The 23,621-nt window shown below is 62.2% G+C and carries 19 protein-coding genes and 1 tRNA gene; 6 read left to right on the forward strand and 14 right to left on the reverse strand.

Annotation, left to right across the window (positions count from 1 at the left end):
* Window positions 1-537: 537 nt before the first annotated feature.
* From AC3DEZ_RS16110 to AC3DEZ_RS16125, 4 genes are all read right to left on the reverse strand, one after another.
* The gene (locus tag AC3DEZ_RS16110) at window positions 538-2,049 is read right to left on the reverse strand and encodes a MobA/MobL family protein (protein WP_488389122.1); all 1,512 of its coding nucleotides are present in this window, start codon (window positions 2,047-2,049) and stop codon (window positions 538-540) included.
* A gap of 748 nt (window positions 2,050-2,797) precedes the next feature.
* A complete protein-coding gene (locus tag AC3DEZ_RS16115) occupies window positions 2,798-4,192 on the reverse strand; it encodes a site-specific integrase (protein WP_488389123.1) in 1,395 nt (464 codons plus the stop codon).
* 333 nt (window positions 4,193-4,525) lie between these two features.
* Window positions 4,526-5,005, reverse strand: a complete 480-nt coding sequence (locus AC3DEZ_RS16120) for a hypothetical protein (RefSeq protein WP_488389124.1) — start codon at window positions 5,003-5,005, stop codon at window positions 4,526-4,528.
* A gap of 133 nt (window positions 5,006-5,138) precedes the next feature.
* Window positions 5,139-5,546 (reverse strand): helix-turn-helix transcriptional regulator, encoded by a 408-nt coding sequence (locus AC3DEZ_RS16125; RefSeq protein WP_488389125.1) that lies wholly within the window; start codon window positions 5,544-5,546, stop codon window positions 5,139-5,141.
* A gap of 153 nt (window positions 5,547-5,699) precedes the next feature.
* On the opposite strand from AC3DEZ_RS16125, the gene AC3DEZ_RS16130 reads away from it, so the two are divergent.
* Together AC3DEZ_RS16130 and AC3DEZ_RS16135 are read left to right on the forward strand one after the other, a co-directional pair.
* Entirely contained in the window at window positions 5,700-6,023 is a 324-nt protein-coding gene (locus AC3DEZ_RS16130; RefSeq protein ID WP_488389126.1) for a hypothetical protein, read from the forward strand.
* Window position 6,024: 1 nt separating this feature from the next.
* Window positions 6,025-6,495, forward strand: coding sequence for a hypothetical protein (locus tag AC3DEZ_RS16135; RefSeq protein ID WP_488389127.1), 471 nt, complete (start codon window positions 6,025-6,027; stop codon window positions 6,493-6,495).
* Window positions 6,496-6,536: 41 nt separating this feature from the next.
* Here the strand turns inward: AC3DEZ_RS16135 and qatD are convergent, their stop codons facing one another.
* The 8 genes from qatD to AC3DEZ_RS16175 all read right to left on the reverse strand — a co-directional run bounded on the left by qatD (window position 6,537) and on the right by AC3DEZ_RS16175 (window position 15,347).
* Complete coding sequence (gene qatD / locus AC3DEZ_RS16140) at window positions 6,537-7,277, reverse strand: Qat anti-phage system TatD family nuclease QatD (protein WP_488389128.1); 741 nt, start codon at window positions 7,275-7,277, stop codon at window positions 6,537-6,539.
* Window positions 7,277-8,584, reverse strand: coding sequence for a Qat anti-phage system QueC-like protein QatC (gene qatC / locus AC3DEZ_RS16145; RefSeq protein WP_488389129.1), 1,308 nt, complete (start codon window positions 8,582-8,584; stop codon window positions 7,277-7,279). The genes qatD and qatC overlap by 1 nt, the downstream gene beginning before the upstream one ends.
* Window positions 8,584-9,336, reverse strand: a complete 753-nt coding sequence (locus AC3DEZ_RS16150; protein WP_488389130.1) for a hypothetical protein — start codon at window positions 9,334-9,336, stop codon at window positions 8,584-8,586. Before AC3DEZ_RS16150 ends, qatC begins: the two co-directional genes overlap by 1 nt.
* A complete protein-coding gene (locus tag AC3DEZ_RS16155; RefSeq protein WP_488389131.1) occupies window positions 9,336-11,105 on the reverse strand; it encodes a KAP family P-loop NTPase fold protein in 1,770 nt (589 codons plus the stop codon). Before AC3DEZ_RS16155 ends, AC3DEZ_RS16150 begins: the two co-directional genes overlap by 1 nt.
* 247 nt (window positions 11,106-11,352) lie before the next feature.
* Entirely contained in the window at window positions 11,353-11,646 is a 294-nt protein-coding gene (locus AC3DEZ_RS16160; protein WP_488389132.1) for a hypothetical protein, read from the reverse strand.
* Between the two features lie 63 nt (window positions 11,647-11,709).
* On the reverse strand, window positions 11,710-13,260 hold the full coding sequence (locus tag AC3DEZ_RS16165; protein ID WP_488389133.1) for a tyrosine-type recombinase/integrase: 1,551 nt from the start codon (window positions 13,258-13,260) through the stop codon (window positions 11,710-11,712).
* A 104-nt stretch (window positions 13,261-13,364) separates the two neighbouring features.
* A tRNA-Gly gene (locus AC3DEZ_RS16170) sits at window positions 13,365-13,438 on the reverse strand.
* A 91-nt stretch (window positions 13,439-13,529) separates the two neighbouring features.
* Complete coding sequence (locus tag AC3DEZ_RS16175; RefSeq protein ID WP_488389134.1) at window positions 13,530-15,347, reverse strand: autotransporter outer membrane beta-barrel domain-containing protein; 1,818 nt, start codon at window positions 15,345-15,347, stop codon at window positions 13,530-13,532.
* A gap of 175 nt (window positions 15,348-15,522) precedes the next feature.
* On the opposite strand from AC3DEZ_RS16175, the gene thiS reads away from it, so the two are divergent.
* Complete coding sequence (gene thiS, locus AC3DEZ_RS16180; protein ID WP_440472205.1) at window positions 15,523-15,723, forward strand: sulfur carrier protein ThiS; 201 nt, start codon at window positions 15,523-15,525, stop codon at window positions 15,721-15,723.
* A gap of 21 nt (window positions 15,724-15,744) precedes the next feature.
* On the opposite strand, the gene AC3DEZ_RS16185 is transcribed toward thiS, so the two are convergent.
* Both AC3DEZ_RS16185 and AC3DEZ_RS16190 read right to left on the reverse strand, forming a co-directional pair.
* Complete coding sequence (locus AC3DEZ_RS16185) at window positions 15,745-17,229, reverse strand: CehA/McbA family metallohydrolase (protein WP_488389135.1); 1,485 nt, start codon at window positions 17,227-17,229, stop codon at window positions 15,745-15,747.
* 90 nt (window positions 17,230-17,319) lie between these two features.
* Window positions 17,320-19,839: a TonB-dependent receptor gene (locus tag AC3DEZ_RS16190; RefSeq protein WP_488389136.1), complete on the reverse strand. Its 2,520-nt coding sequence runs from the start codon at window positions 19,837-19,839 to the stop codon at window positions 17,320-17,322.
* Between the two features lie 199 nt (window positions 19,840-20,038).
* Between AC3DEZ_RS16190 and AC3DEZ_RS16195 the strand changes: the two genes are divergently transcribed.
* From AC3DEZ_RS16195 to AC3DEZ_RS16205, 3 genes are all read left to right on the forward strand, one after another.
* Window positions 20,039-20,833 carry a thiazole synthase gene (locus AC3DEZ_RS16195; protein ID WP_447104793.1) on the forward strand — a complete coding sequence of 265 codons (795 nt, stop codon included), beginning with the start codon at window positions 20,039-20,041 and terminating at the stop codon, window positions 20,831-20,833.
* Between the two features lie 4 nt (window positions 20,834-20,837).
* A complete protein-coding gene (gene trmB, locus AC3DEZ_RS16200) occupies window positions 20,838-21,572 on the forward strand; it encodes a tRNA (guanosine(46)-N7)-methyltransferase TrmB (RefSeq protein ID WP_488389137.1) in 735 nt (244 codons plus the stop codon).
* A gap of 130 nt (window positions 21,573-21,702) precedes the next feature.
* A complete protein-coding gene (locus tag AC3DEZ_RS16205; RefSeq protein WP_447104791.1) occupies window positions 21,703-23,562 on the forward strand; it encodes an SLC13 family permease in 1,860 nt (619 codons plus the stop codon).
* Window positions 23,563-23,621 lie beyond the last annotated feature (59 nt).

A 23,621-nucleotide genomic window follows, 5' to 3' on the forward strand; every position in this document is an offset into this window, starting at 1 on the left:
ATGGATTTTCGCGCCAACGCCTGCCACAGCTTGCAACGATTGTCGTGAGGCGCTCGGAGCGCAGCGGCATAGTCTTTGACAGCCTCTGTCAGCGCTTCCGTATCCTCGAACAGTGTCGGCTTGGTGCCATACACCGCAACGCGGTCGACGCGCAATGCCGCTAGTGCATCAACGAATTCCTGTTCGAGACGAATGCCTTCGATTTCCTGGGCCGACGTCAACGCGGCGTCCGCCGCGGCACTCTGAACGGCCAGCCATTGCTCGATTAACTTCGTATGAGAGATAGCGATCTCTGAGCGATCAAGGCCTCGGGAGTTGGCGGATCGGTAGACTCTCGCAAGCCGACGGGCCAGATCACTGGGACGACCGGAATCCGATGATGGATCCTTCTTCGGAAGGGCCGGCGTGGCAGGGGGTTTAGACCGTCTGCCTTCGAGCCGGCGACCTAGCTCCGACATGCTTGCCAGTGGGACGCCGGGTGAACATGGCTGGCACGGTCCTGAGGGAGCGATCAATGAGTTCGTCATGTAGGCGCCCTCACAGCCTGAACCGCGGATTGCGGTTGACCTGGAATAGTCGATCTTGGTGCGAGCGCTTTTTCGCTTTGGCGGTGATATCCCCAGCCGTTGCCAGCGGATACAAGCGATTGAGCTTGTCCACATCCATGAAGAGTTTCACACGAGCCTGATTGATGACATCCATGTCGCGACCAAGCGCTGAGTCCATCAGCGCCTCTTTGGCACGGTTGTAGTTTTCCCTGGCTCGGCGCAGATGGCGCGCGCTCTTCCCCAATAGTTTGACCTCATCCTCAGCCACGCTGATTTGTGCCAAGGCGCGCTGCACGGTCTCACGATCTCTTTGCGGTTTGAGCATCGCATCGGCGTAGATCTGCATCGACTGCACAGCGCTATCAACTGCGTCGCGAAACCCAGGAACTGAGCCCGGCCGCTCACTCCTGCATTCGAGCGCAAACATGGCTTCGAAGATCGGATCCTCGACACGCAGGCCAGTTAGATCCTTGACAGAGTTCAAGGCCATTCGCGCGGCATCTAATTGGGACGCCAACCAATCCTCGATCACACGCGCTTCGGCATTCAGGACCTCAGCACCAGCCCCAACCGCCCTTACGACTTTGGATGGCTGCAAATTGGGCTGATGTGCACATGCCACAATGACGCGCTTGCCCGGACTGGCCTTCTTGGGTGGCTTACGCAGGTTTGCATCCCTTAGCGCAGCCACGCGCTGCCCGGGTAGCGCCTCAAATAAGCGCCCCTCCCGCCGCGCTTGCTCAATGGCTGGGACGGGCGGCGCCTGGTCGACATCGGGTCTGGCTTGCTCGTGTTTCAGAGCCAGAAATGTCTCCCGATCCAAACGGCGCTTGGGTGGCCGCGTTAGCTCGATGGCCTTGGGGTAGTCGCCCTGGGCTGCGGCTTCTGCCGCCTGCACGGTCAAACGCCGATGGTCCACGCGCGCGTTAAGGCCAGCCCTTCGAAGATGTTCATTGATGACGTCGGCCACGATGCCGCGCACTTCTCTGATGGCATCTGCGCCCCGCCCGCCTCGGGCGTCAAACTCAGAGCACGCGCGCTCGCCAAATCCTTCCGGCCCCACTTGGCGGGCAGACATAAGCAGGTGTGTATGAAAGTTGCGATCATCGCTGTGCTTTCCAGGGCCATGGATCGCCACCAGCACCACAACACCGTAGCGATCAACCAAGGCCTGGCCTAACGCGAGCGCGAGGTCTCTGCGCTGCACATCATTGAGTTCGGAAGGCAAAGATGTCTCCACCTCGCGAGCCAGCCTCGCGTTTGCGCGCGCCTCCCATGCCTCGTTTGCGTCCCAGAACACTGACGGATCAGAGCACCAATCCGGAGCACCAGCGGGGGCGAGCATGTGATGTGCAATCACACCTTTGCGATGGGAGTAGCGATGGATCACCCGGGCGCTGGTGTCAACGAGATCGACGCCAGCGCGATAAGCTGCCGCTGCCACTGACGAGTGCTTTTTGCCGCGACTGAATGCCTTGATGTTTGCGTGGAAGATGGCCACATGAGCTCCTTTTTTGATGGAGCTCCTACTAGATATATGAAGAATCCGACGTAAAGGACTTGTCAGTTGCGCCGTCGAAAATATTTTCGCAAAGCTGGGCGCGATGTCGGCCCGGCGCCAGAGCGTTCCGCTCCCCACGGATCACGAAGAGATCCATAAGTGGGCTTTTGCTACTCGATTTGCTGGAAAATGTGATGCCTGTTGCAAGTTTGAGCGCACTCGTCCTGCAAGCCTGTGATCGTTGGGCACTCGCAAACATCGAGCGCGCTTCGACGGCTAGCGCTGACAATGTCTTGCGAATTTTTCGTGTGGCACTTCGATAGCTAGACCACATTTCGTAGGAACATTCGTGAACGACCGACTTCGCGTGGCCTCCATTCTTCTTGGCCACCTCATCACTAGCGACCGAGGAAAAGATCTCCGTGTGCGCCTCCCTGAGGTCCGGCACTGCATCGATCTGGCTGACTTGCTTATAGGATTGTGTGAGACATCTTCACCGGCTAGCACAGAGCTCGGCATCGTCGGCATCGGCAGCAGTGGCGATACCGACAGCGATGACGACAACGAGGCTGGCCGGCCTCCGCTCCTCGCTAAGTCAATGATCAAGCAAATCTATGAGCGTCGGCGCGCTGGCTTGCAGAAACGCCAACCTAGAAACGGATCGGCACCTCATTGAGAGCAGCTCAATTAGCTCTGGTGAGAGCCCAGTGATGCTCTGGTGGCCAAGAGCACCACTGGGACAATTTCTTTACGGGTGGAACTTCTCACGCGATTTCAGCTGTGCTTTGAACTGACCGCGCACGTAGACGGGCAGGCTCACGGGCGGCTTGAAAAGCGATAGCGCAGTGAATTGCTGCTTGACCAGCTCCTCCGGTTGATCATGGAGGTATGTTTCCAGGACCGGCACCGATCTCCTGACATCATGCCCCGTGATCGTTGCGATCAGTTCCTTGTCGACCTTGTGATGCTTCAAAGCTGTCGCAAGCGTGTGCCGAAACACGTGGAACGAAAACCCTTTCGGGAGGTCGAGCACGCCATGCAGATATTTCGAAAAGCGCTCGCTTAGTCCGCGTCCGTATCCTGAACCGTTCGGCTCACCCGTCTTCTGATTGACACCACACGACAAGTGCGGGAAGAGCCGCGGATGCTTTGTCGCGCGAATGTCCGCGACGAAATCTAGGAAGCCTGCGTCAAGTAGAGGCTTAGCTAGCGGAATGAACCTTACGGATGATCTTCCCTTCAACTTCTGGCGCGTGCGCACTCTCGAATTGGGACAAAGATCGGCATCAACGGTTTTCTTGATATCGATACCCCAGTGTCCGTGCCGCTCGACGATGTCCGCAACTTTCAGCTGCGCGATCTCATTGACCCGGGCGCCTGTATAGAGTCCAAGCATCGGCGCCCACCAGTAGTGGGGAGCGCGCTTGGCCCACGGCAGATAGGTCTTGGGCGCAAACAGCGTCGTGAGCTCTTCGTTGGAAAATGGTCTGCGAGAAGCTACCGCGATCAGGTCGTCCTTCACTTCCAGAAAGGGATCGATCGGCGTGTGGTGGATGATGCGCACACGCAAGAGGTGATTGAAGAACGCCGATAGATTGCGTTGCATCGACTTGACGCTCGCCGGTTTAGGTGGGGGCGTATTGGCCTGCTTGCCCGCATCCAGGATCTGACGATCCGTCAGTCCTCGAAGCTTTTTGTAAAGACGCGCATTCCTTGGCCACCAGCGGTGCACGTCCCAGAATTCCAAGATATGGCGGGCTGTGATATCCGATACTGGAATATCTCCGCAAGCGAGCAGCAACTGTCGGAACATGTGGCGCTTGGCCTGGATGGACGCCAGCGCCAAGCCTTTCCTCTCGCTCGCCCTGAGGTAGTCCTCAGACTCGATGGACAGGAGACGCGCAGGAGCGCCTAGCGGCAAGGGCTCTGTATAGCGCGACTGGGCGCCACGGACACGGCGTGTCTTGTCGTTAGCCATCCTGAGGGTGTCATTGAGGTCGTGCGAACCCTCGCGGGAGAGCACATGAACATCTTCAAGGATGAAGCGGCCTATTTTGATCCGCTTCGCCATCCAGCCGGATGGCTTCGCATTCAGATCGATAATGCAATTGGATTGAGCGTTCTTACGGTTGTGAAGCAACATCGCAGTCTCCTTTTTGGTGTGGGGACCATTGGAGTAAGGCGACGATGTTTTCTGTCAACGCGTTGCCACCGCTAGCATCTCAATTGCTCTTCCATCTATGGCATTGCCATTCTGCGCAAGATTATTCGCAGACAATGATGGTAGCAAAAGTTTCAAAACAGCCTATTTTTATAGGACTTTTCGACTGCCATATACGTGTTTATACTAAGGGCTATGGTAATTCTAGCTCTTACAGAGACGTAAGTTCTGGCCCGTTACTTATTCCATAACGTCAGATAAACGTTATGGTTTTTAGAGAACACTCGGGGGCTCTCCGCATCGCAAGCATCCGGATCACTGATGCTTGATGTTCACGACCTGGCTGTATGCCTTTCGCCCATCGACCTCTATGGAGACGAACTGCTGGCTACTGATCCAGCCATCCTTGGGCTTAAAGCGGAAGGTCCAAAAGCTGTTGCCAGGCATCGACACGTCAGACACCTGTTCTTCAACACCGTTGTCCATGCCAGAGAAAACTCGGACTGACAAACGAACGGGGAAGTTCGAAACCTCTTCGCTCGCCGTGTAGCGCACGGTGATAGCCATCTCTTCCTTTGGGCCAAACTGCGTGATGACGTCCGAGACGAACGGCTGATCGCCCGTTCTCCCAATCAGGACGCCGGTGATCGCAACTCGGGACGGCTGTTCCGTGGCAGACACTAGCTCAGCCTGAACCGCTGTCGCAGCAGTGGGCCGATGCTCGGGAGAGTTCGTGCCATCCCGCGAAATCACGGCGGCGGTGATGACTCCGGCCAACCCGATAAGGGCCACCACGATAGGCACCCAGTTGCTTGATCGAGAACTTGCCACGCCGCACCCATTGCTCGGTAGGATTGCAGTATAGGTCGCTCCCCTTCCCAGCTTGAACCGCCTTAGACCCGAGAGACAGGGTCGTTTTTCGGCATGCCTACAACCGTCTGTCGGATGCCTTCTTGGCCTTCTTAGCGGAAGGCGTGGCCGCGGCAAGCTTCCCTCGCACCTGCTCGGCCTGCGCGGCACCCAGTGCCTTCTGGACTTTGGCCAAGACGGCCTGCTGCTCAGCCTTGGGCAGTAGCGCAAAGCTGGCGATCATCTCCGCCATGACGTCATCCCGGCTCACGAGCGCCGGCAAAGGCAAGCCCAGGACTTCGGCCAACTCCTCGGCGCTTTTCAGCGAAGGCGGGTGAACCCCCTTCTCCCACCTGTTGACGCGCGCCGAGCTGGTTTCTTCCGGAAGCCCCATCTGCACCCCGACATCGACCTGGGATAAGCCCAACGCCTTACGCGCGGCTTTGAGCCGGGCTGCAAGGACAAGGTTTATGGCTTTCTCGGGCATGAACGTCTGGGACTTCGATGGTCCCAGATGATGCCAATTGCCCGCCCCTCTGTGATACTACGTGCCACGTAGATTTTCAAGTCCAGCCCACGGAAGGTGGGCATCAAAGGGGGTCTTATGAAAGGAAGTGAGCTTCTTCGCTGGGGGCTGCCCTTGGCTGTGCTGGTCGGTTTCTTCAAGCTCAGCGGTGCCGCAGTGTCCTTCGCCTTCGCAGCGATCGTCTTTGCCCTCATCAGTGCCGCGATCGCTTGGCACAAGCGTGATCCGCGGGGCTTCCACACGGGCGTTCGGGCCTGGATCATCGTTCTGCTGATCGTGCCCGCGGGGTTGGCGGTCCTGGCTACGGCCATTGGCTTCCCGCCCGCCCTGCTGCTGAGCGTCCCCGCGCTGGCCCTGGCGATCTGGCTCTACCGGCTCAACGCCCGGAAGCTCGAAAAGCTCGGGCCGATCGGCGGCTCAGCAAAGGGGAGCTACTAAGATGCGTGCGCTCATCCTTGGGATTGTCCTGACCGGTCTGGCTCATACCGCAGTAGCCGGCGAAGCTGTGCAGCTGGACGACCGCAAGTTGACAGGCCAGATGGCAACCGGCACCTGTGGCGCCGCGTCCATCAAAGTGTCTGGGATCGACGGAGAGTGGATCTCGCCGACCGGGCAAGTCGAGGTCAAAGGCAAGACCGGATCGCTGCGCATCGGTGTCGAGCCCTACGTGTTCCTGGAAGACCGGAACGTGGTCGCCTGCGTTGCGTCGAAAGCCGGCCCCAGGATCTTGCTGCTTGCATACTGCGATGCGCGACAGTGTCCGCCTTCAAATTACTACGTCATCAATCCTACAACGGCGCGAATCGAGACGACGACCGAGTATGGGGAATGTCCCCTCGACTGCGCGGAGAAGGCACTGGGAGCTCGCTTGCCGGAAAATCTCCGCGATGGATTCTCTCCTGCGGACTAACTTCAACTAGGCCGACGGCCAAAGAGCAATCTCTCGCATAGTCAGAGCGAAACCACCTGGCGGAAATTATTCACGACGCGGGTGCGTGTAGATCGCTCATCAAGCTCCCACTGCTGGGATAAGAATGAGATCACGTGATCGCAGTGGCCTGGCGTGATTGGGGAACCACGGTGACTCACGAAAGGCCCATCCGTCTCGGTAAGCACTCGATTGGAAGGCATCAGCGCCATCAGCTCGCGCCCTTTCTTGCTGCGCGTCATCGCATCGCCAACAGAGAACCAGCAGTCCATATCGATAGCTCTCAACAACTCCTTCTTGGTCCCGGAAAACCAGTGCAGAATGGCAACGCCGTAGCCTCCATGCCGCTGCAATGCATCCAGCACCTGTGTCGCAGCATTTCGGCTATGGATGGTGAGAACACGCCCACCCGCCAGGGCACAGGATGCAAGCACATGGTCGAACACGCGCACCTGCTCAGCCCAGAAGGGCTTGCACTCAGTGGACCCGTCAAGCCCAACCTCTCCGACATAGCGCGCCTGGGGAAGAAGTCGATCGAAGAGCGAGAGCTCTCCGAGCCGCTCTGCCGCGAGCTGCGGATGGAGTCCAAGCGCTGTCTTGATCCGAGGGTGGGCCGCCGACAGCGCCTGGGTTTGGAGCCAAGCCGACGGCGTAGTTGTTACGGAAAGCACATACGAACCACTCTTGCCGATTGCTTCGGCTTGCTGCCTCGGCTCTGGATAGAGATCCAGGTGGCAATGCATGTCTACGGTAGGGACCGACATTAGAGAAGAGCTTCGGAGCGCAGGAAGTCGCGCACCTCCATCATGCCACGGCGGGCAGTATTCACCCGACCGGCCCGGTCAGCGGCCACCAATGGCATCGGACCTGTCATTGCAATCCAACGATCGACATCCATGGTATCCAGCCGTCGCGCGGCCAAGAGCATGGCCATCAGATCGTCAGGATCTTCGTCATGCTCGAAGAACTGGTGCAGGTCGATCCCTTTTGCCTGATAGGGCGTTCCGTCTGCCATGCCCGCGCGATGAAACGCGGCACGGCGGATCAGACAAGGCACGCAGCGGCCACACTGCTCGCCCGTTCGCTTCCACTTGCCGCACGATACCGTTCCATTCGCTATCGCCGCGAGACGCGCTTGGTCGCGGCACTCGGCCATCATCTCCCCTTTGGTCTTGTGCGCGTAGGGATTCATCAGATCGATCGGCAGGCCCACCTCGTCCAGCACTTCTCCGATCAGGTGCAAGTAGTAAGGGTGTGTCGTGCGGGTGCTCAAAGCACCTATCCTTCGTCGGGTAAGTGGTGGGTTCAGCGCGATAAGGCCGTTCTCGGGCACAAACAGGATTGTGCGTGCGACGCCGGGCCGAAGGAGTGATGCTGCCATGAGCACCCCCATGGCCAGGAAGTTGAAACTGCGCGTTCGCATCTGAACGTCATTGCCATGATCGAGCCAGCCCACCGGGCTTGCCTGCGCTCCAAACCGCACGGCACCGGCACCTAGCCGCGGAAGAATCGCCTCTTGCTTGGCAGCATCGTGTGTGTAGGCATGGCTTACAAGAAACGGGTTGCGACCACCTGCCCGCAAGTCAAGCGCTCCAATCGCGCTATCAAGTCCTCCGGAAAATAGACAAGCGCTATCGCATGCTCGCGGGTCGATATTGCGACTGACGCGCCGGTTGAAAGCGGGAGGCGCATCGCCGCCGCCCTCGACCCTAAGAGTCCACACGTCGCCGCTCAGGAAATTCAGTGCACGCGTGAGCTTGGGCAGCACAGGCGCCCAAGTTCCGGGGTTGTCCAACGCAACAACCAGGTTGATCTCGCGCGCCCAACCGTCGGCAGCATCATCGCGACTGACAAAAGTGTCAGCAGCAATCACAGCTAGCGAGATCGACAGAAAGTCGAAGGCGACTGGGTTCAGAGGAGCGCGGACCCTCGTTAGCTCATCGTAGATGCTCCATCCTAGCGCCGCCCGGCCCTCCTGATCGGGCCGACTGCCGTAGAGGTGGATGGGAATAAGTGCTTCGGTTGCCCCAGGTAGCTGATCCAGCTCTGGATGGACATAGACAGTGCTCATTACTCGTAGCCCTCCCATTCCTTCCAGACCTCTCGGATTGCGGCGATCTGCGCTGCTTGCATCTGAGCAGGTGAAATCCCGCCGACATCGCCCGCGAGGAGCGGCGCCATGTGTTTCTCACTCACGACCTTGACCAGTTCCATCAACTGCTTTTCAGCGTTCTCGACAGCCGCTGGCGTCGCGCCTTTACCAAACGCTCGATCCGAATCGAGCACGATCGCTTGGAACACAGACAGCGAGACGTAGGTCACCATGAGATTTACAAGGACCTCATCGGTAATGCTACCGAAGTCGAATTCGTCGACGCCCTCCAAACACTCCGATAACGCATCATTTAGCGCTGCCCGGATGCGATCAGCGTCCCCGTTTTCGGGCACGAATGCATCGACAAGCGCATCGATGACCTCACGGGTGGGTCGGCCGGCGAGCGCTCGAAGATTGGCCGGCGCATTAGGCGAACCTATCCGAAGGTCATTAAGGGCTCCAAACATGGCGGCGCCTGACTGCGCGACCGCACCGAAGCGCCTCGGCCCCACCGTCGAGCCACCAGTCGAAGAGCTGGCATAGCTTCGCAGCGCCTTACGGAGCTGATCCCCATCTCCGTTTGCGACGAACTTACCAAGATGAGTCCGAAATGCGCGAAAGCGTTGCTCGTCTGGCTCGGGGCCTGGCCCGGCACCATCGACATCCGCCCACGGCGGCACTAATGGACTACGATCATTCGCACCACGACTTGAAGTTGACGTTCCCATCAGGCGACTCCTTTTGCCCAAGCTCGATCTTTCAGCAATGTCGTCAGCCACAGCGCTTTCTTCCCGGGTATCCCCTTGATGAGCGCATTAAGCTGACCTGCTACTTCTGGGTGCGCATCGGCCAGCATGACCGAGCCATTGAAGGCGTCTGGCCGTTTGGACCAATCTGCTTGCTCTCCCAGCACTGCTACCAACTCACGCATCACCCCGCCAAGTTCGCTGGCCGGAACGGCAGCGATTGCCTGGGTGGCCGCGGGCGACGACAACGTTTTGGCGCTTGTAAGGATGCGAACTGCCTCTGCCGCGGCCTGCGACAGACCGCTTCCGACGGAGCGAAGCACCGTCGTCTCTTTACTTAGATAGACCAAAGGCCGCAGGTCGACTCCACCCAAAGCAGGCTTCAACTGCATCCAATCGCGCAGAAATGGACCTTGCGCCTTCCACTCACTCGGCAACGCTGCCTCAAATTTCTCGGGGTCATCTGCAATCGATTCGAGCGTAGCAACTAGCGGGGGCTTGCCTCCCGATGCTTCGTTGACCAAGCCGTAAAGCTTTCCAATCGCGCCCGCGTCTACGCAGCGCTCGAAGATCGCGAACTTCGCAATCATGCCCTCGTTGATGGGCATATCGCGGCGTTTAGCAATGCGGACCCTGAGACGCACGACATTGAGCAAGCGCTTGATAATTCGCGGATTACCAAGGACGGCTCCCGAAGTAGCAAGCATGGATGCCATACGGTCTGCTGTGTCGAAACTTGCCAGGAGGCTATCGCTGGCACCCGTAATGCCCGCCACATCTTCCAGCTTGACCGGCGCATCGGTCCAGCTACGGCGAAGATTGTTTTCCAGCGCGACCCTCAGCTTGTCCAGCTTACCCAAATCGATGTTGGATGCCTCGGCGAAGAGCATGAAGAGATACGCCCGAATTTCGGTGATACCAAGTTTAGGCACACGCACTGGAACCTGAATTAGCTTGTCTAGGTAATCAGTGATGTGCCGCTCGCTTGCGCCCTCGAAATGCTTACGCACTGAGTCGCGCACCATTTCTTCGTCTGCGGCGACCACGAACGCAGACTCCTCCATGAAGAGGAACAGCCGGAGTGCTTCGAGCGTATGAATCGCCTGCGTGGGGAGGCAGCGATCGAGGTTGTCGACGAATACCACCAAGGTCTTGCCAAGCTTTTCGAGAAGCTCGCCGAATTCCTGCCGAAACGCGTCGATCTCCTTGGGTGGTGTTTGTGCATTAGCTGGGTCGATCAGCTTGAGGACTTCTTTCGATCCATCCGCAACTGCCTGCGTGTCTTTCGGTGATGGATCCCCCTTCACGATATTTCGCACGCCTTCGACTGCACGTGAGGCGGCACCGAGAAGTGGGAGTCCGTGGAACGCCGCCACGAGTTCGATACCAAGCCCAAGCGTTCGGAGTGTGTTGACGCGAGCCAAGAGTCGCTTTGCTAGGTCAAGTAGGGTTTCGTCGTCCTTGGCCGCCTCGTAGAGCGTCCGTGCAATGACCTCCATGAGCGCGGCGCGCGCATCGTCGTAGCCCTGATAGAGCCAGGCATCGAACCTGATCACGATTACCTTCTCGCTCGCTTCGCGACGGATTTGGCTTTCGATCAGGTTCAGAAGACTCGACTTGCCGGTGCCCCAAGTCCCGAACACGCCAACTGAAACCGGTCGCATTCGACGGTCTAATAGGATTTCTGAGACTACCTCCGCGACTTCCAGGTAGTTGAGGTAATCGATTCTAGTTTCGATATCCGACCACATTGGCCCCTCCCTGCGCCCTTAGCGCCATCCAGATTTAAGTGTTTCCTCGACTCATGATCTTCGAGCCCCCTCGGGATTTGACAAACAGCCGTTCTGCCTTATGAGTTGAGTTCCGCAAACTGCGATGGACTTTTATGAACACCAGGAAGAAAGATGACAAGCGTCTTGGGTTCTTGTGGATTCCCTTGACGTTCGGCGCCCTGCTTGTTGGCTATCAACTAGCCCGCATCGTCTATTACTTAGCGTCTTAGTAGAACTTGAAGGTGTCGGCGATGCTGGCGAGCCCACCGGGTGTGCCGAACCAGGTCGAAATCAGCCACATCACGCCTCCGGCGATCGCCGTTAGAAATGCCCAGAATTTCTGATTGATTTGCTTGCAAAATGCCAGCAGGAACGACATAGCCACGAAGCAGAAAAACAGCAAATTGACCCGAGACATCGGATCACGTCCTTGCGCCGGCTCTATAAATGACACTACCACTCCAAAAACGAAAATCAGCGCTGCAAGCGTCAAAAATGATTTGTCTGATTTTGTTGCCATTTGCGTCTCTCCATAGATCTTTGATTAGCTGAGGGAAACCCACCTCGGGAAGCGCATGCCACACTACTTATGCAGCTTTTCGTTCTTGCTCGCAGACAACATCTCCACGCGATAGTGCGGACGGACAACGATGGGAGTAAGCCGCGCCAGCGCTTCTACACGCTCTGATAGAGTCTTCACATCTGCGATATGGATGTAGTGTTTTTCGAGTGTCGGGACTTCTTGCCTGCGCGCATGCCCGGTGATGAGCGCGATTGTAGGTTTGGGAACACCTGCCTCGGCGAGCTTCGTTGACATGTTGTGGCGAAAGGCATGGAATCCCACACCCTTCTCGATCCCTAGCTCTTTCAGGTAGGCCGAAAACTGCCTGGACAACTGTCGCCCATAGCCCAAGCCATTCGGCGTGCCGTCCTGCTTAGTGCCAGCGGGCAGGTGGGGGAATAGGCGTGGATGGCCCGTCTTTCGCATATCCGCAACGAAGTCCAGGAAACCTGCATCGAGCAAAGGCTGAGCCAGCGGCACGAAGCGGATCGAAGATTGCGTTTTCAGCTTTTGGCCGCGTGCGTTCTTCCAGAAGAACAAACCCCAGATACCCTCGATCTGCCGAACATCATCAAGGTAGAGCTGCGCTACTTCGGTAACGCGAGCGCCTGTGTAGAGACCAATCATTGGCCCCCACCATCGATGCGGATATTTGCTGCCCCAAGGAGCGAAGGTTGCCGGATCAAAAATTCTGGCGATCTCTTCGTCGGTAAAGGGTCGCCCTGTATCCAGATCCGTTGAGGTGTCGATCTCCCCGCCCGTTCCCTTCAATGGCGACTTTGCGATGACGTCCGCATCGACCAAGGCATTGAAGAACACGCCCAGCCGTTGACGATGTTTGTTAAGCGTGTGGGCAGAAGGCGATGGCACACCATCCTCCCGCCCGCGTTCCACGATCTGGGGCACCGAAAGTTCGCGATACTGGGGTTTGACGGTGGCATTGGCCGGCCACCAGCGAACTGCGTTCCAGAAGGCTCGGATCTCGTCGCGCTTGATCTCGGCCACGGGACGATCGCCCACGATGCCCAGCAGGATCCGCAGAGAATGCCGACTCTCCGTGATGGTGTCAGGCGAGAGTTTTCGCCGTTCCAGATCCCCAATGTGATGGGCGATCTCTTCGGACAGAAGCAGCGACTTGGGCGCTGGCGCAGACTGCTGGGGCGCTTGGGCGACGCCAGCCCACGCCTTGGCCACCATCTGATCGGCTGCCTTCATCGCTTCGATGAAGTCGAGGGTGTCCTCTCGGCTGGTCGTGTGCACGTTGCCGAAGTCGACACCGCCTACCCGGACGTTGGACGCCGTCCAAGGCCGATCCTCGCCTGACTCCGCGGCCCGTTGGGCGCTTTCTAGGAGCTTTTTGACATCGACCATCCCCACCCCCGTTCGCATCCGAGCGAACGCCTCAGAGAGTGCCACACCCAGCGTCGCTGCGACGAACCGTGCACGGTCGCCGCGGGCCGATCTAAGCGTCCGAATAAGGAAGCGAGAGCCAACGACATCTCGCAGATCCAGCGGCACCAGGAAGCGCACATACAAGCCGCTTCGGCGCGCCAGGAAATAGGGCTTGGGCATGAAAACGATACCTCAAACGATACCTCGGGGAGGTCGTTTGAAGGATCGTTTCGCCAGCCAAAAAACGTTCGCGCTCAATCACTTGCGCGTGTTTTGGCCAAATCTGGAGCGGGTGATGGGAATCGAACCCACGTTAGCAGCTTGGGAAGCTGCAGTTCTACCATTGAACTACACCCGCACGGGAAGGAGTCTATGCGGTGTCGGGGCGCCGATGCAATGCGGCGCCCGCGAGGGGCGCCGCAAGACAAGGCATCACGCATTCGGCGGGATCAGAAGCCGCCGCCCAGGCTGACGAACACGGTCGCGTCGTGGCCGTCCTTCTTGCCGGCGGAAACGCGCGCGCCGACGTCGGCGTCGAGACCGAAGACCTGCGTGCGGGCACCGACGGTGAGGGTGCCGTAGTTGCGATCGAAGTTCAGGCCCGGCACCGCGTACGGCATCACGCCCGGCATCGACTGCAGGCTGGCGAACACCTGGCGATCGGCTTCCTCGAACTCGTGATCGTAGGTCAGCTGCGCGTAGGGACGGGTGTGCTCGGTGGCCTGGATGCTGGCCTTCCAGCCCACGCTGCCGATCAGCGAATCCAGGTCCTGATCGCTATAGGTCAACGCGGTGGAGCTGCTGTTGCTTTCCGAATAGCCATCCAGCTTGACCCGCTGCGCGACCACGCTGGCGACCGGACCATGGCGCAGCTTGCCGTGCTCGAAGTCGTAGCCGGCGCTGATAGCCGCGGTCAGGTTGCTGCCGTCCGGCGAACCGCTGTGGCGGCGGGTGGCGGGACCGAACTGGATTTCGCGATCCACGTCGTAGGACAGCCACGTGTAGCTGATCTGGCCGTTGACCCACACGCGATCCTGGTACCAGCCGACGAAGCCGCCGAGGGTGGCGTCGGACTGCTTGAAGCTGCCATGGCTGTCGCCGAAGTCCATCTTGCCGCGACCGAAACCGGCGAAGCCGCCGAACACGAAGTCGCCGCGGGTCCAATCCAGGCCGAAGGTACCGGTCGGGGTGATGCCGTCGAAATCGCCTTCGTCGTAGCGCAGCGAGTCGCCCCGCAGGTCACCCCACCAGCGCACGCCGTCGGTTTCGGGCTTCGTGTCGATGTGGGCAGCGACGCGGTCGGCACGCGAGCGTCCGATCACCGAAGCGGTGTACGGCAGCACGGCCAGCTGGCGCGGACCTTCCAGCACCGAGATCGCGTACTGGCCCAGCATCTGGTGCGCGGCCATCGACGGATGCACCCCGTCGGCGAACGCGTAGGTGCCGGCGGCCCCCGGGGCGACGTAGTTCTGCGGCACGCACAGTGTCGATGGCGTGTTGCCGCAGGCCGGGGAGGTCACGTTGACGAACCCGTATTGCGCCGGCGACGCGGTGATTTCACGCAGGAAATTGAAGGTGTCCAGCGGGATCACCCGCAGACCCTGCGCGGTCAGGCCGTTGTAGAGCGCGGCGTTGTAGGTGGCCGCGAGCTGGGTGGCGCCGGCGTTGTTGAGGAAACGCGGGGTCTTGCCCAGATCGGGAATATTCGGCACCAGGATGTATTCCGCGCCCGCCTGCTTGAGGCCGGCGACCACGACCACCTGCGAGGTGACTGCCTGGCCGATGATCGCCGGTGTCTGCGACGGGTTGGCGACCGCCGCGAACAGATCGTTGGGGCCGCCCCAGACCGTGTAGAGCGCGCGCGGATCGGCGCGACCACCGGTGCTGCCCAGATAGCTCGCCAGCTGCGTCGTCAGCGCCGGCACGGGCACGGTGATCGGGCCGAGCAGCTGCGTGGCATCGGTGCCGGTGCGCGCACCGCTCACCGCATAGTTGGTGCCCCCTTGATTGGCGCTGACGCCATTGGTTCCGTAGTACTGGGCAACGAATTCGGACCAGACGAAGCCCGGGTTGGTCGTCGCTCGGCCGGCTACGGCGGCCCCGGGATTGAGCTGCACCAGCGTCGGGCGGAAATGACCGCTGTCGGTCAGGCTGTCACCAAAGAAGATGGTCTGCGAAAAGGGACTGCTCTGCGCGAACGCGGGCACGGCGGCGGCGGCCAGCGCCAATGTCAGCAGGCGGCACAGGGGCCGTTGGGTCGATCTCATGGTGTTCTCCCGGGGCAAATAAAAAAGACGTTGTCGTTGTTCTCGGATGCGCGCGACTCACATTTACCGTACGGCGGCGCATGGGGATTATCGTTCCACCAAGCCCGGGGGCATTCACGCTGCATCGCGGCAAACCGGACGTGCGCCAACCCGGCCGGGCGGCGACAATGGCGGCATGGACATCGTACTGAACGGCGAATCCCGCCACATCGAACCCGCCCTCACCATCACCGGACTGCTGCAGTCCGAAGGCCTGGCCGAGCGCCGGGTCGCGGTGGAGGTCAATGGCGAAATCGTGCCTCGCGGCCTGCACCCGACCCGCCAGCTGGCGCCCGGCGATCGCATCGAAATCGTCCACGCGCTCGGCGGCGGCTGAGGACGCCGCCGGCTTTCCCCTTCAGCCCGCCGGCGGCTCGACGTAGATCGGATTGCCGAGCAGCCACAACCGGCCATCGCTCCCGCGCACGTTGGTCCGCACCCAGTGCCGGCCACCGTCGCCGCGCCAGGTGAACCGCAGGGTCTGCGCGGGCGCGCCGGCGGGAATGCGCCGGCGTTCGACGACCCGGCCATCGACGATCAGTTCCGCGCTCGCGCCGCCAACCGAGGTCGCGCCCAGCACGAACGTCGCTTCGTCGCCCGCGGCGACCGGCAACGACTGTCCCATCAGCGCGCGCGCCGTGCCGGCGACCGCTTCCCAGGTCATCGCGCGATCCCGGCTGCCCTGGACATCGACGAACACCCTGCCCTGGCGGATGCCATCCAGCACCGCCGGCATCGACAGCGCGTCGGCGTGGACCACCGTGGTCGGTGCCCCCAGCGCCGCGCCACCGGCGTCGGTCGTCTCGCGCGGCGCGTCGTGATTGTCGCTGCCACCAATCGCGGTCATCCGCCGTCCCGCCGAAAGCTGGCGCTCCCAGAACGGAATGCCCGACCATTCGCTGTCGGCGTCGGCGCCATTGACCACTTCCACCGCCTGGATCCGTGACAGATCCGTCGTCTCCGGCGCGCTCCAGCCACAGCCCATGCAGGCTTCGCCGGACGGGCGCACGGGATGGTTGATGGAAACGATGCCCTCCCCGTCCGTCTGCGCCAGCACCGCGTTCCAGTCCGGCATCTCCTTCGAACCCACCCGGAAATCCAGCGGGGCGATGCTGCCGATCCAGTTGGCGTGGCCGCTGAAGGTGGTGATCTCGCGGCCCGGCATGAGCAGCAGGCGATCGAAGTACGGTTGCAGTTCGCGCAACCCGTTGGCCTGCGACGTCGTGTTGTGGTCGGTGACGGCGATGAAATCCAGGCCGCGTTGCGCGGCCACCTGCGCGGTCAGGAACAACGGGCAGGGCACGCGCACGCCGGCCTGGCTGGCGCAGCCGCCGTCGCTGTGCGCATCGTGCATGTGCAGGTCGCCGCGGTACCAGCCGGCTTCCTGCCGCAATGGCGCGTCATCGCGCGCGTCGTCGAACCAGATGCGCGCGGTGTACCGATCCCGCGCATCGGCGCGGACGTTGGGAAAACCCAGCAGCAGCGACCAGCGTCCCGGCGTGATCGGACCGGGAAGATAGGACGGGGTGGCATCGGTCGCCGCCACCGTGAAGCGCCGCTTGTTGCCGCCGCTCCAGCCACGGAACCCGTCCTGTCCCCGGAAGCCGTCCGGTCCCAGCAGGCCAAGATCGACCGTGGTCCTGCGCTCGCGTCCCGTGTACTCGAACTCGACGGTGATGCGCCGGGTCCCCGTCGGCACATCGAATGGCAACAGCCGATAGGTCTGGTGATCGCCGCCCTGGATGCTGCCTTCCAGTACCTGGTCCGGAACCTCGTCGGCACGCGCGATGAATCCGGTAAAGACCAGCAGACCCGCCAGCATGGCCGACAACACGACTCTCATGGAACGTCTCCGGGGACGGTGCCCGCGCGGGCGGTGGATGCGATCAGGCGCACCACGGGCCCGGTTCCGGCCGGGCCCGTGGTGTCGCCATCAGAAGCGGTACATCAGCGCCATGCGGTACGACCGTCCCAGCAGCGGACGCGCGATGAAGGTATTGGCGCCCGCGTCGCCACTGGCGACCTCGCCCGCGCGCGGGTTGCCTTCCGTCAGGCCCAGCGAGTTGTCGAGGTTGTCGACGTAGCCGTAGAGCGACCAGCGATCATCGATGTCGTAACGACCGCTGAGGTTGATCACGTCGTAGGACGGCAGCCGCACGCTGTTGGCGGTGTCCACGTAGCGCTCGCCCTGCCGCTCGTAGGAGGCCTGCAGGCGCAGCTTTCCGCCGGCCAGGTTGAAACCCGGCACCACCCGCAGGCTGTTCTTCGGCACCCGGATCAACTGGTTGCCGACGAAGTCGCGCAGCACCGGCTGGCCATTGACCACTTCCGTATAGCGCAGCCCGCGATACTCGGGCTCCTGCACGGTCGCGGTCATCGAGATGTCGAACCAGTCGACCGGGTAGTAGGCCGCCTCCAGTTCCAGGCCGAAGGTGCGCGTGTCCGCGAACAGTTCCTGTCGGGTGGAGGCGCCGGTGTTCGCGTCGAACACGTAGTTGCTGTAGCCGACGTTGTCGTATCGGGTGAAAAACGCGGTGGCGAAGAGATCAAACGTCTGGTGGGTGAACTTGTAGCCGATCTCGCCCAGATCCATGGTCTGGATCACCGGCTTGGCGGTCGCGTTGGTGATGAACGAACCCAGGTTCGGCAGGCGGAAGGTCGAGGTCCAGCGCGCGAACAGGCCCGAGTACTCGTCGAACTGCCAGTTGCCGCCCAGCGTCCAGCCGACCTTGTCGAATTCGCGGTCGTAGGTCGAGAAGCGGCCGTTGCCGATCCACATCTGGCTGTCGGTGATCGGCCCGGTGCCGGTGAGGTTCGGCTGCACGCGGCCTTCCACCCAGCCCTCCACGTTGACCTTCTCCCAGCGCACGCCGCCGTCGATGCGCAGCTTGTCGTTGACCTGCCATTCGTCGGCCAGATAGAACGCGTGGGTCTGCGAACGCCCGCTGGCGTTCTCCCATTCGTAGCCGTAGCGCCAGACGCCGTGGTCGCTGATCGTGGCCACCGGATTGCCGCCGGCGTCCACCGCCACCAGGTCCAGCAGGCGGGCGTTGTCGCGCGCATCCAGCAGGACGGTGGAGGAATAGCGATCGAAGTCCTGATCGACCTTGGCGTAGTAGTAGCCGAAGGTCAGATCATGGGACTGGCTGCCGAACTCGAACCGGCGTGATACGCGCGCATCGTTCATCAGTTCCTTCACCGGCGCGGTGACGCCGCGCAGGCCGCCGATGACGATCAGGCCGTTGCCGTTCTGGTTGGCGGTGTCGTAGACCTGGCCCGGCGCGTTGGCGTAGCGGAACTGCAGCGCGGTGGCGCCGGGATAGCGGGCCAGCAATGCCAGGTTGTCGCGGTTCGTCAGAAACGAGCTGGCGCTCTGCAACGCGTTCGGGAACATGCCGTTGCGCTGGGTCTCGGTGTCGTTGTAGCGCGCGCTGTCCACGAAGCGCCAATCGCCGAAGGTCTTGTCGAACTTGACCGTGAACTGGTCGCGCTTGACGTGGGTGCCCTCGCCGTTGTCGAAATCGTAGCTTCCGCCATCGGCCATGCGCATGCGCACGTGTTCGGTTTCCGGTCCGGCCAGGGTGCCGTGGTTGCCGTCGAAGCCCGGGACCGCGCGGATCTTCCCGCCGGTGGTGCGCATCGGGATGCCCAGGTACAGCATCACCTTGTCATCCATGTGCTTGACGTCGAAGGACAGGCTGCCGCCGTCCAGCGCGCGCACCAGGTTCAGTCGCACCTGCCCGCCGTCGTTGGCCTTGAAGCCGGGATCGCGCACGCCGTCGTCCTGGCGGTAATAGCCGCCCAGCGACAGCTTCCAGTCCTGGCCGACCGGCGTGCCGACCCAGAAGTCGCCGCGGTGCAGGCCGTAGTCGCCGAGGGTGTACTTGAACACACCCTCGGTGCGATCGCCCGGCTGGCGCGGAATGTAGTTGACCGCGCCGGCGGGGGCGTTGGAATAGAAGATCGAGGATGGCCCGCCGCGCACCACTTCGATGCGTTCGGTGGTCTCGTCCAGGCGGAATGCCTGATCGCCGTTGAGATAACCCAGCGCGGGGTCGTGCTGCACCGGCATGCCATCGTCAAGCAGGGTGATCGAACCGAAACCATCGACCGGCACGCCGCGCGCGCGGACGTTGCCGCTGGCCTCGCCACCGGACGCCTCGACCCAGAAGCCCGGCACGCTCTTCAGCGATTCGGTGACGCTGGTGGGTGCCTGCAGGCGCAGCCGCTCCTCGTCGATGCCGGTGATCGAGTAGCTGGTCTCGGCCTTGCTGCGCTCCTTCACGCCGGCGCGGCCGGTGACGATGACGGTATCCAGTTGCTTGGCACTGGCGGTCGTGGCGGTGGCCGCGGCCTCCTGGGCATGGACGGGCAGCAGGCCGGCGGTGAAACAGGCGCCGGACGCGAGGACGCAGCGAATCGAACCGCCGAGGCGGTGGAGGCGTATGGGCATGGTTGTTTCCTGGGGGAGGAAGAGCGATCGCGCGGCGACAGGGCCACGCCGTGATCGACGGGATGGTGGCCGGCTGATATGTCGTCGGGGTGACCGCGGCGGGTCAATCCGATGACCACCGCGACGCCGCTCCCGCTTTTCCGGCGCCCCGCGTCCCTCGGCTCACGCACGCCCGGCCGGGATCGGCGATAATCCGCCGATGTCTCACGATACCCACACCGACCCGCTGGTCATTGCGGGAAAAACCTACCGTTCACGCCTGCTCACCGGCACCGGCAAATTCAAGGATTTCGAGGAAACCCGCCTGGCCACCGAGGCCGCGGGCGCCGAAATCGTCACCGTCGCCATCCGCCGCACCAACCTGGGCCAGTCGCCCAACGAGCCCAACCTGCTCGAGGTGTTGCCGCCGGATCGCTACACCATCCTGCCCAACACCGCCGGCTGCTACACCGCCGATGACGCGGTGCGCACCTGCCGGCTGGCCCGCGAACTGCTGGACGGCCACACCCTGGTCAAGCTGGAAGTGCTGGGCGATCAGAAAACCCTGTATCCGGACGTCGTGCAGACCCTGGCCGCGGCCGAGCAACTGGTGGCCGACGGCTTCCAGGTGATGGTCTACACCAGCGACGACCCGATCCTGGCCCGCAGGCTGGAGGACATCGGCTGCGTCGCGGTGATGCCGCTGGCGGCGCCGATCGGTTCGGGCCTGGGCATCCAGAACAGGTACAACCTGCTGGAAATCATCGAGAACGCCAAGGTTCCGGTGCTGGTCGACGCCGGCGTGGGCACCGCCTCCGACGCGGCCATCGCGATGGAGCTGGGTTGCGACGGCGTGCTGATGAACACCGCCATCGCCGGGGCGCGCAATCCGGTGCTGATGGCCAGCGCGATGCGCAAGGCGGTCGAGGCTGGCCGCGAGGCCTTCCTGGCCGGACGCATCCCGCGCAAGCGCAATGCGTCGGCCTCCAGCCCCATCGACGGCCTGATCGGCTGACCCGATGACCGATCCATTCTCCAGCCCCGGCGCCAAGACCCCGCCCAAGCCGTTCACGGTGGAGGAAGGGCGGCGCCAGATCCGCAGCTTCGTGCTGCGCCAGGGCCGCTTCACCGAAGCCCAGCAACGCGCCTTCGACACCCTCTGGCCGCGCTTCGGGCTGCATTACACGGGCATGTTGCAGGACTACGACGCGGTGTTCGGCCGGCAGGCGCCGCGGGTGCTGGAAATCGGCTTCGGCAACGGCGAGGCACTGCGCTTCGCCGCGGCGCAGGATCCGGATCGCGACTACATTGGCCTGGAAGTGCACGCGCCCGGCGTCGGCCGGCTGCTGAACGCGCTGGCCGAGGACGACAGCGATCACGTGCGGCTCTACCACCATGACGCGGTCGAAGTGCTCCGGCACGAGATCGCCGACGGCTCGCTGGATGAAATCCGCATCTACTTCCCCGATCCCTGGCACAAGAAGCGCCACAACAAGCGCCGCCTGATCCAGCCTGGCTTCGCCGCCCTGCTGGCGACCAGACTGCGCGTCGGTGGACGCTTGCACGCGGCCACCGACTGGCAGGACTATGCCGAGCAGATGTGGGACGTGTTCGACGCCACGCCCGGCCTGCGCAACCGGGCCGGCCCGCGCGGCCACGTACCGCGGCCACCGTGGCGGCCGCAGACCCACTTCGAGACCCGCGGCCAGAAACTGGGTCACGGCGTCTGGGATCTGGTTTATGACCGGGATTAGGGAATAGGGATTCGGGATTGGACGTCTTCGCCAAATTGCCTGACAACCGCGCCGACACCGCACCCGGCCCGCGCGACCGGCGCGCCCGCTCTACCGAATCCCAAATCCCGAATATCGAATCCCAGCCGTGATGACCACCGCGCTGACGCTGACCAACGACATGAAGCTCGTCCTCGGGCTGGTCGGCTTCACGATGGCGATGTTCCTGTTCGAGCGCATCCGCGCCGACCTGGTCGCGCTGGTGGTGCTGGTGATCCTGGGCATCACCGGCCTGATCGCGCCGGAGGAAATCTTCGGCGGCTTCTCCGGCAACGCGGTGATGAGCATCATCGCCACCATGATCCTGGGCGCCGGCCTGGACCGCACCGGCGCGCTGAACCGGCTGGCCTCCTGGCTGCTGCGGCGCGGCCACGGGGTCGAGCAGCGGCTGCTGCTGATGACCACCGCCATCGCCGGCCTCAATTCCTCGTTCATGCAGAACCCGTCGGTGATGGCGCTGTTCATGCCCGTCGCCTCGCGGCTGTCCTCGCGCACCTCGCTGTCGCTGCAGCGCCTGCTGCTGCCGATCGCGGCGGCCATCGTGATGGGCGGCGCGCTGACCATGGTCGGCAACTCGCCGCTGATCCTGCTGAACGACCTGCTGGTCTCGGCCAATAACAACCTCCCCTCCGGCATGGCCACGCTGGAGCCACTGCGCATGTTCGCGCCGCTGCCCATTGGTGTGGCGTTGCTGCTGGCGTCGTTGCTGTACTTCCGCTACTACGGCGACAAGAAGCTGAAGGACGAAACCGAGACCAGCGTGACCCCGGCGCGCACCGAGAGCTACTTCGCCAACACCTACGGCATCGAGGGCGACGTGTTCGAGCTGCTGGTCACCGCGGAAAGCCCGCTGGTGGGCATGTCGCTGGGCGAAGCGGAAGCCATGCACGACGCGCCGCTGATGCTGGCGCTGCAGACCGGCAACGACACCCGCCTGGCGCCGCCGGCGGACATGCGCATCTGGGTGGGCAGCGTGCTGGGGGTGATGGGCCCGCGCCAGCAGGTGGCCGACTTCGCGCAGAACCATTTCCTGCGCATGTCCTCGCGGTTGCGGCACTTCGGCGATCTGTTCAATCCCAGCCGCGCCGGCATCTCCGAGGCGGTGATCCCGCCCACTTCCAAGCTGATCGGCAAGACCGCCGCCGATCTGCGCCTGCGCAAACAGGCCGGCATCAGCCTGCTGGCGATCAACCGCGACAAGAAGGTGCTGCGCGAGGATGTGCGCAAGATTCCGCTGCGCGCAGGCGACATGCTGGTCTTCCACAGCATCTGGACCGACCTGCACCAGGCCGCCGAGAGCCGCGACTTCGTGGTGGTGACCGACTACCCCAAGGGCGAGCAGCGGCCGCACAAGTTCAAGATCGCGATGACCATCTTCGCGGTCACCATCATCATCGCCCTGACCTCGAAGCTGCCGGTCTCGCTGACCCTGATGACCGGCGTGGCCGGCATGCTGCTGACCGGCGTGCTGCGCATGGACGAGGCCTACGCGGCGATCAACTGGAAGACGGTGTTCCTGATGGCGGGCCTGATCCCGCTGGGCTGGGCGATGGACAGCAGCGGCGCGGCGGCGTGGGTGGCCGGGCATACCGTCGAGCGCCTGCCCGAGGGCATGCCCGTCTGGCTGATCGAAATCGCGGTGGCGCTGCTCACCACCGGCTTCTCGCTGGTGATCAGCCATGTCGGCGCCACCATCGTGATGGTGCCGATGGCGATCAACCTGGCGCTGGCCGCTGGCGGCAATCCGACCGCGTTCGCGCTGATCGTGGCGCTGTCGGCATCCAACAACCTGATGACCGCGTCGAACCCGGTGATCTCGATGGTCACCGGTCCCGCCAACTACACCTCGCGGCAGATGTGGCGCGTCGGTGGTCCGCTGTCGCTGATCTACACAGCGGTGGTGGTGCTGGCCGTCAACGCGCTGTTCTGGTGGAACGGCCGGGCGGGCTAGCCCCCTGTCACCTCGACTGCGGGAGCGACGTCAGTCGCGAGCTGTTGCCTGAGCGGCCC

This window comes from Pseudoxanthomonas sp. 134C1, from assembly GCF_057773065.1.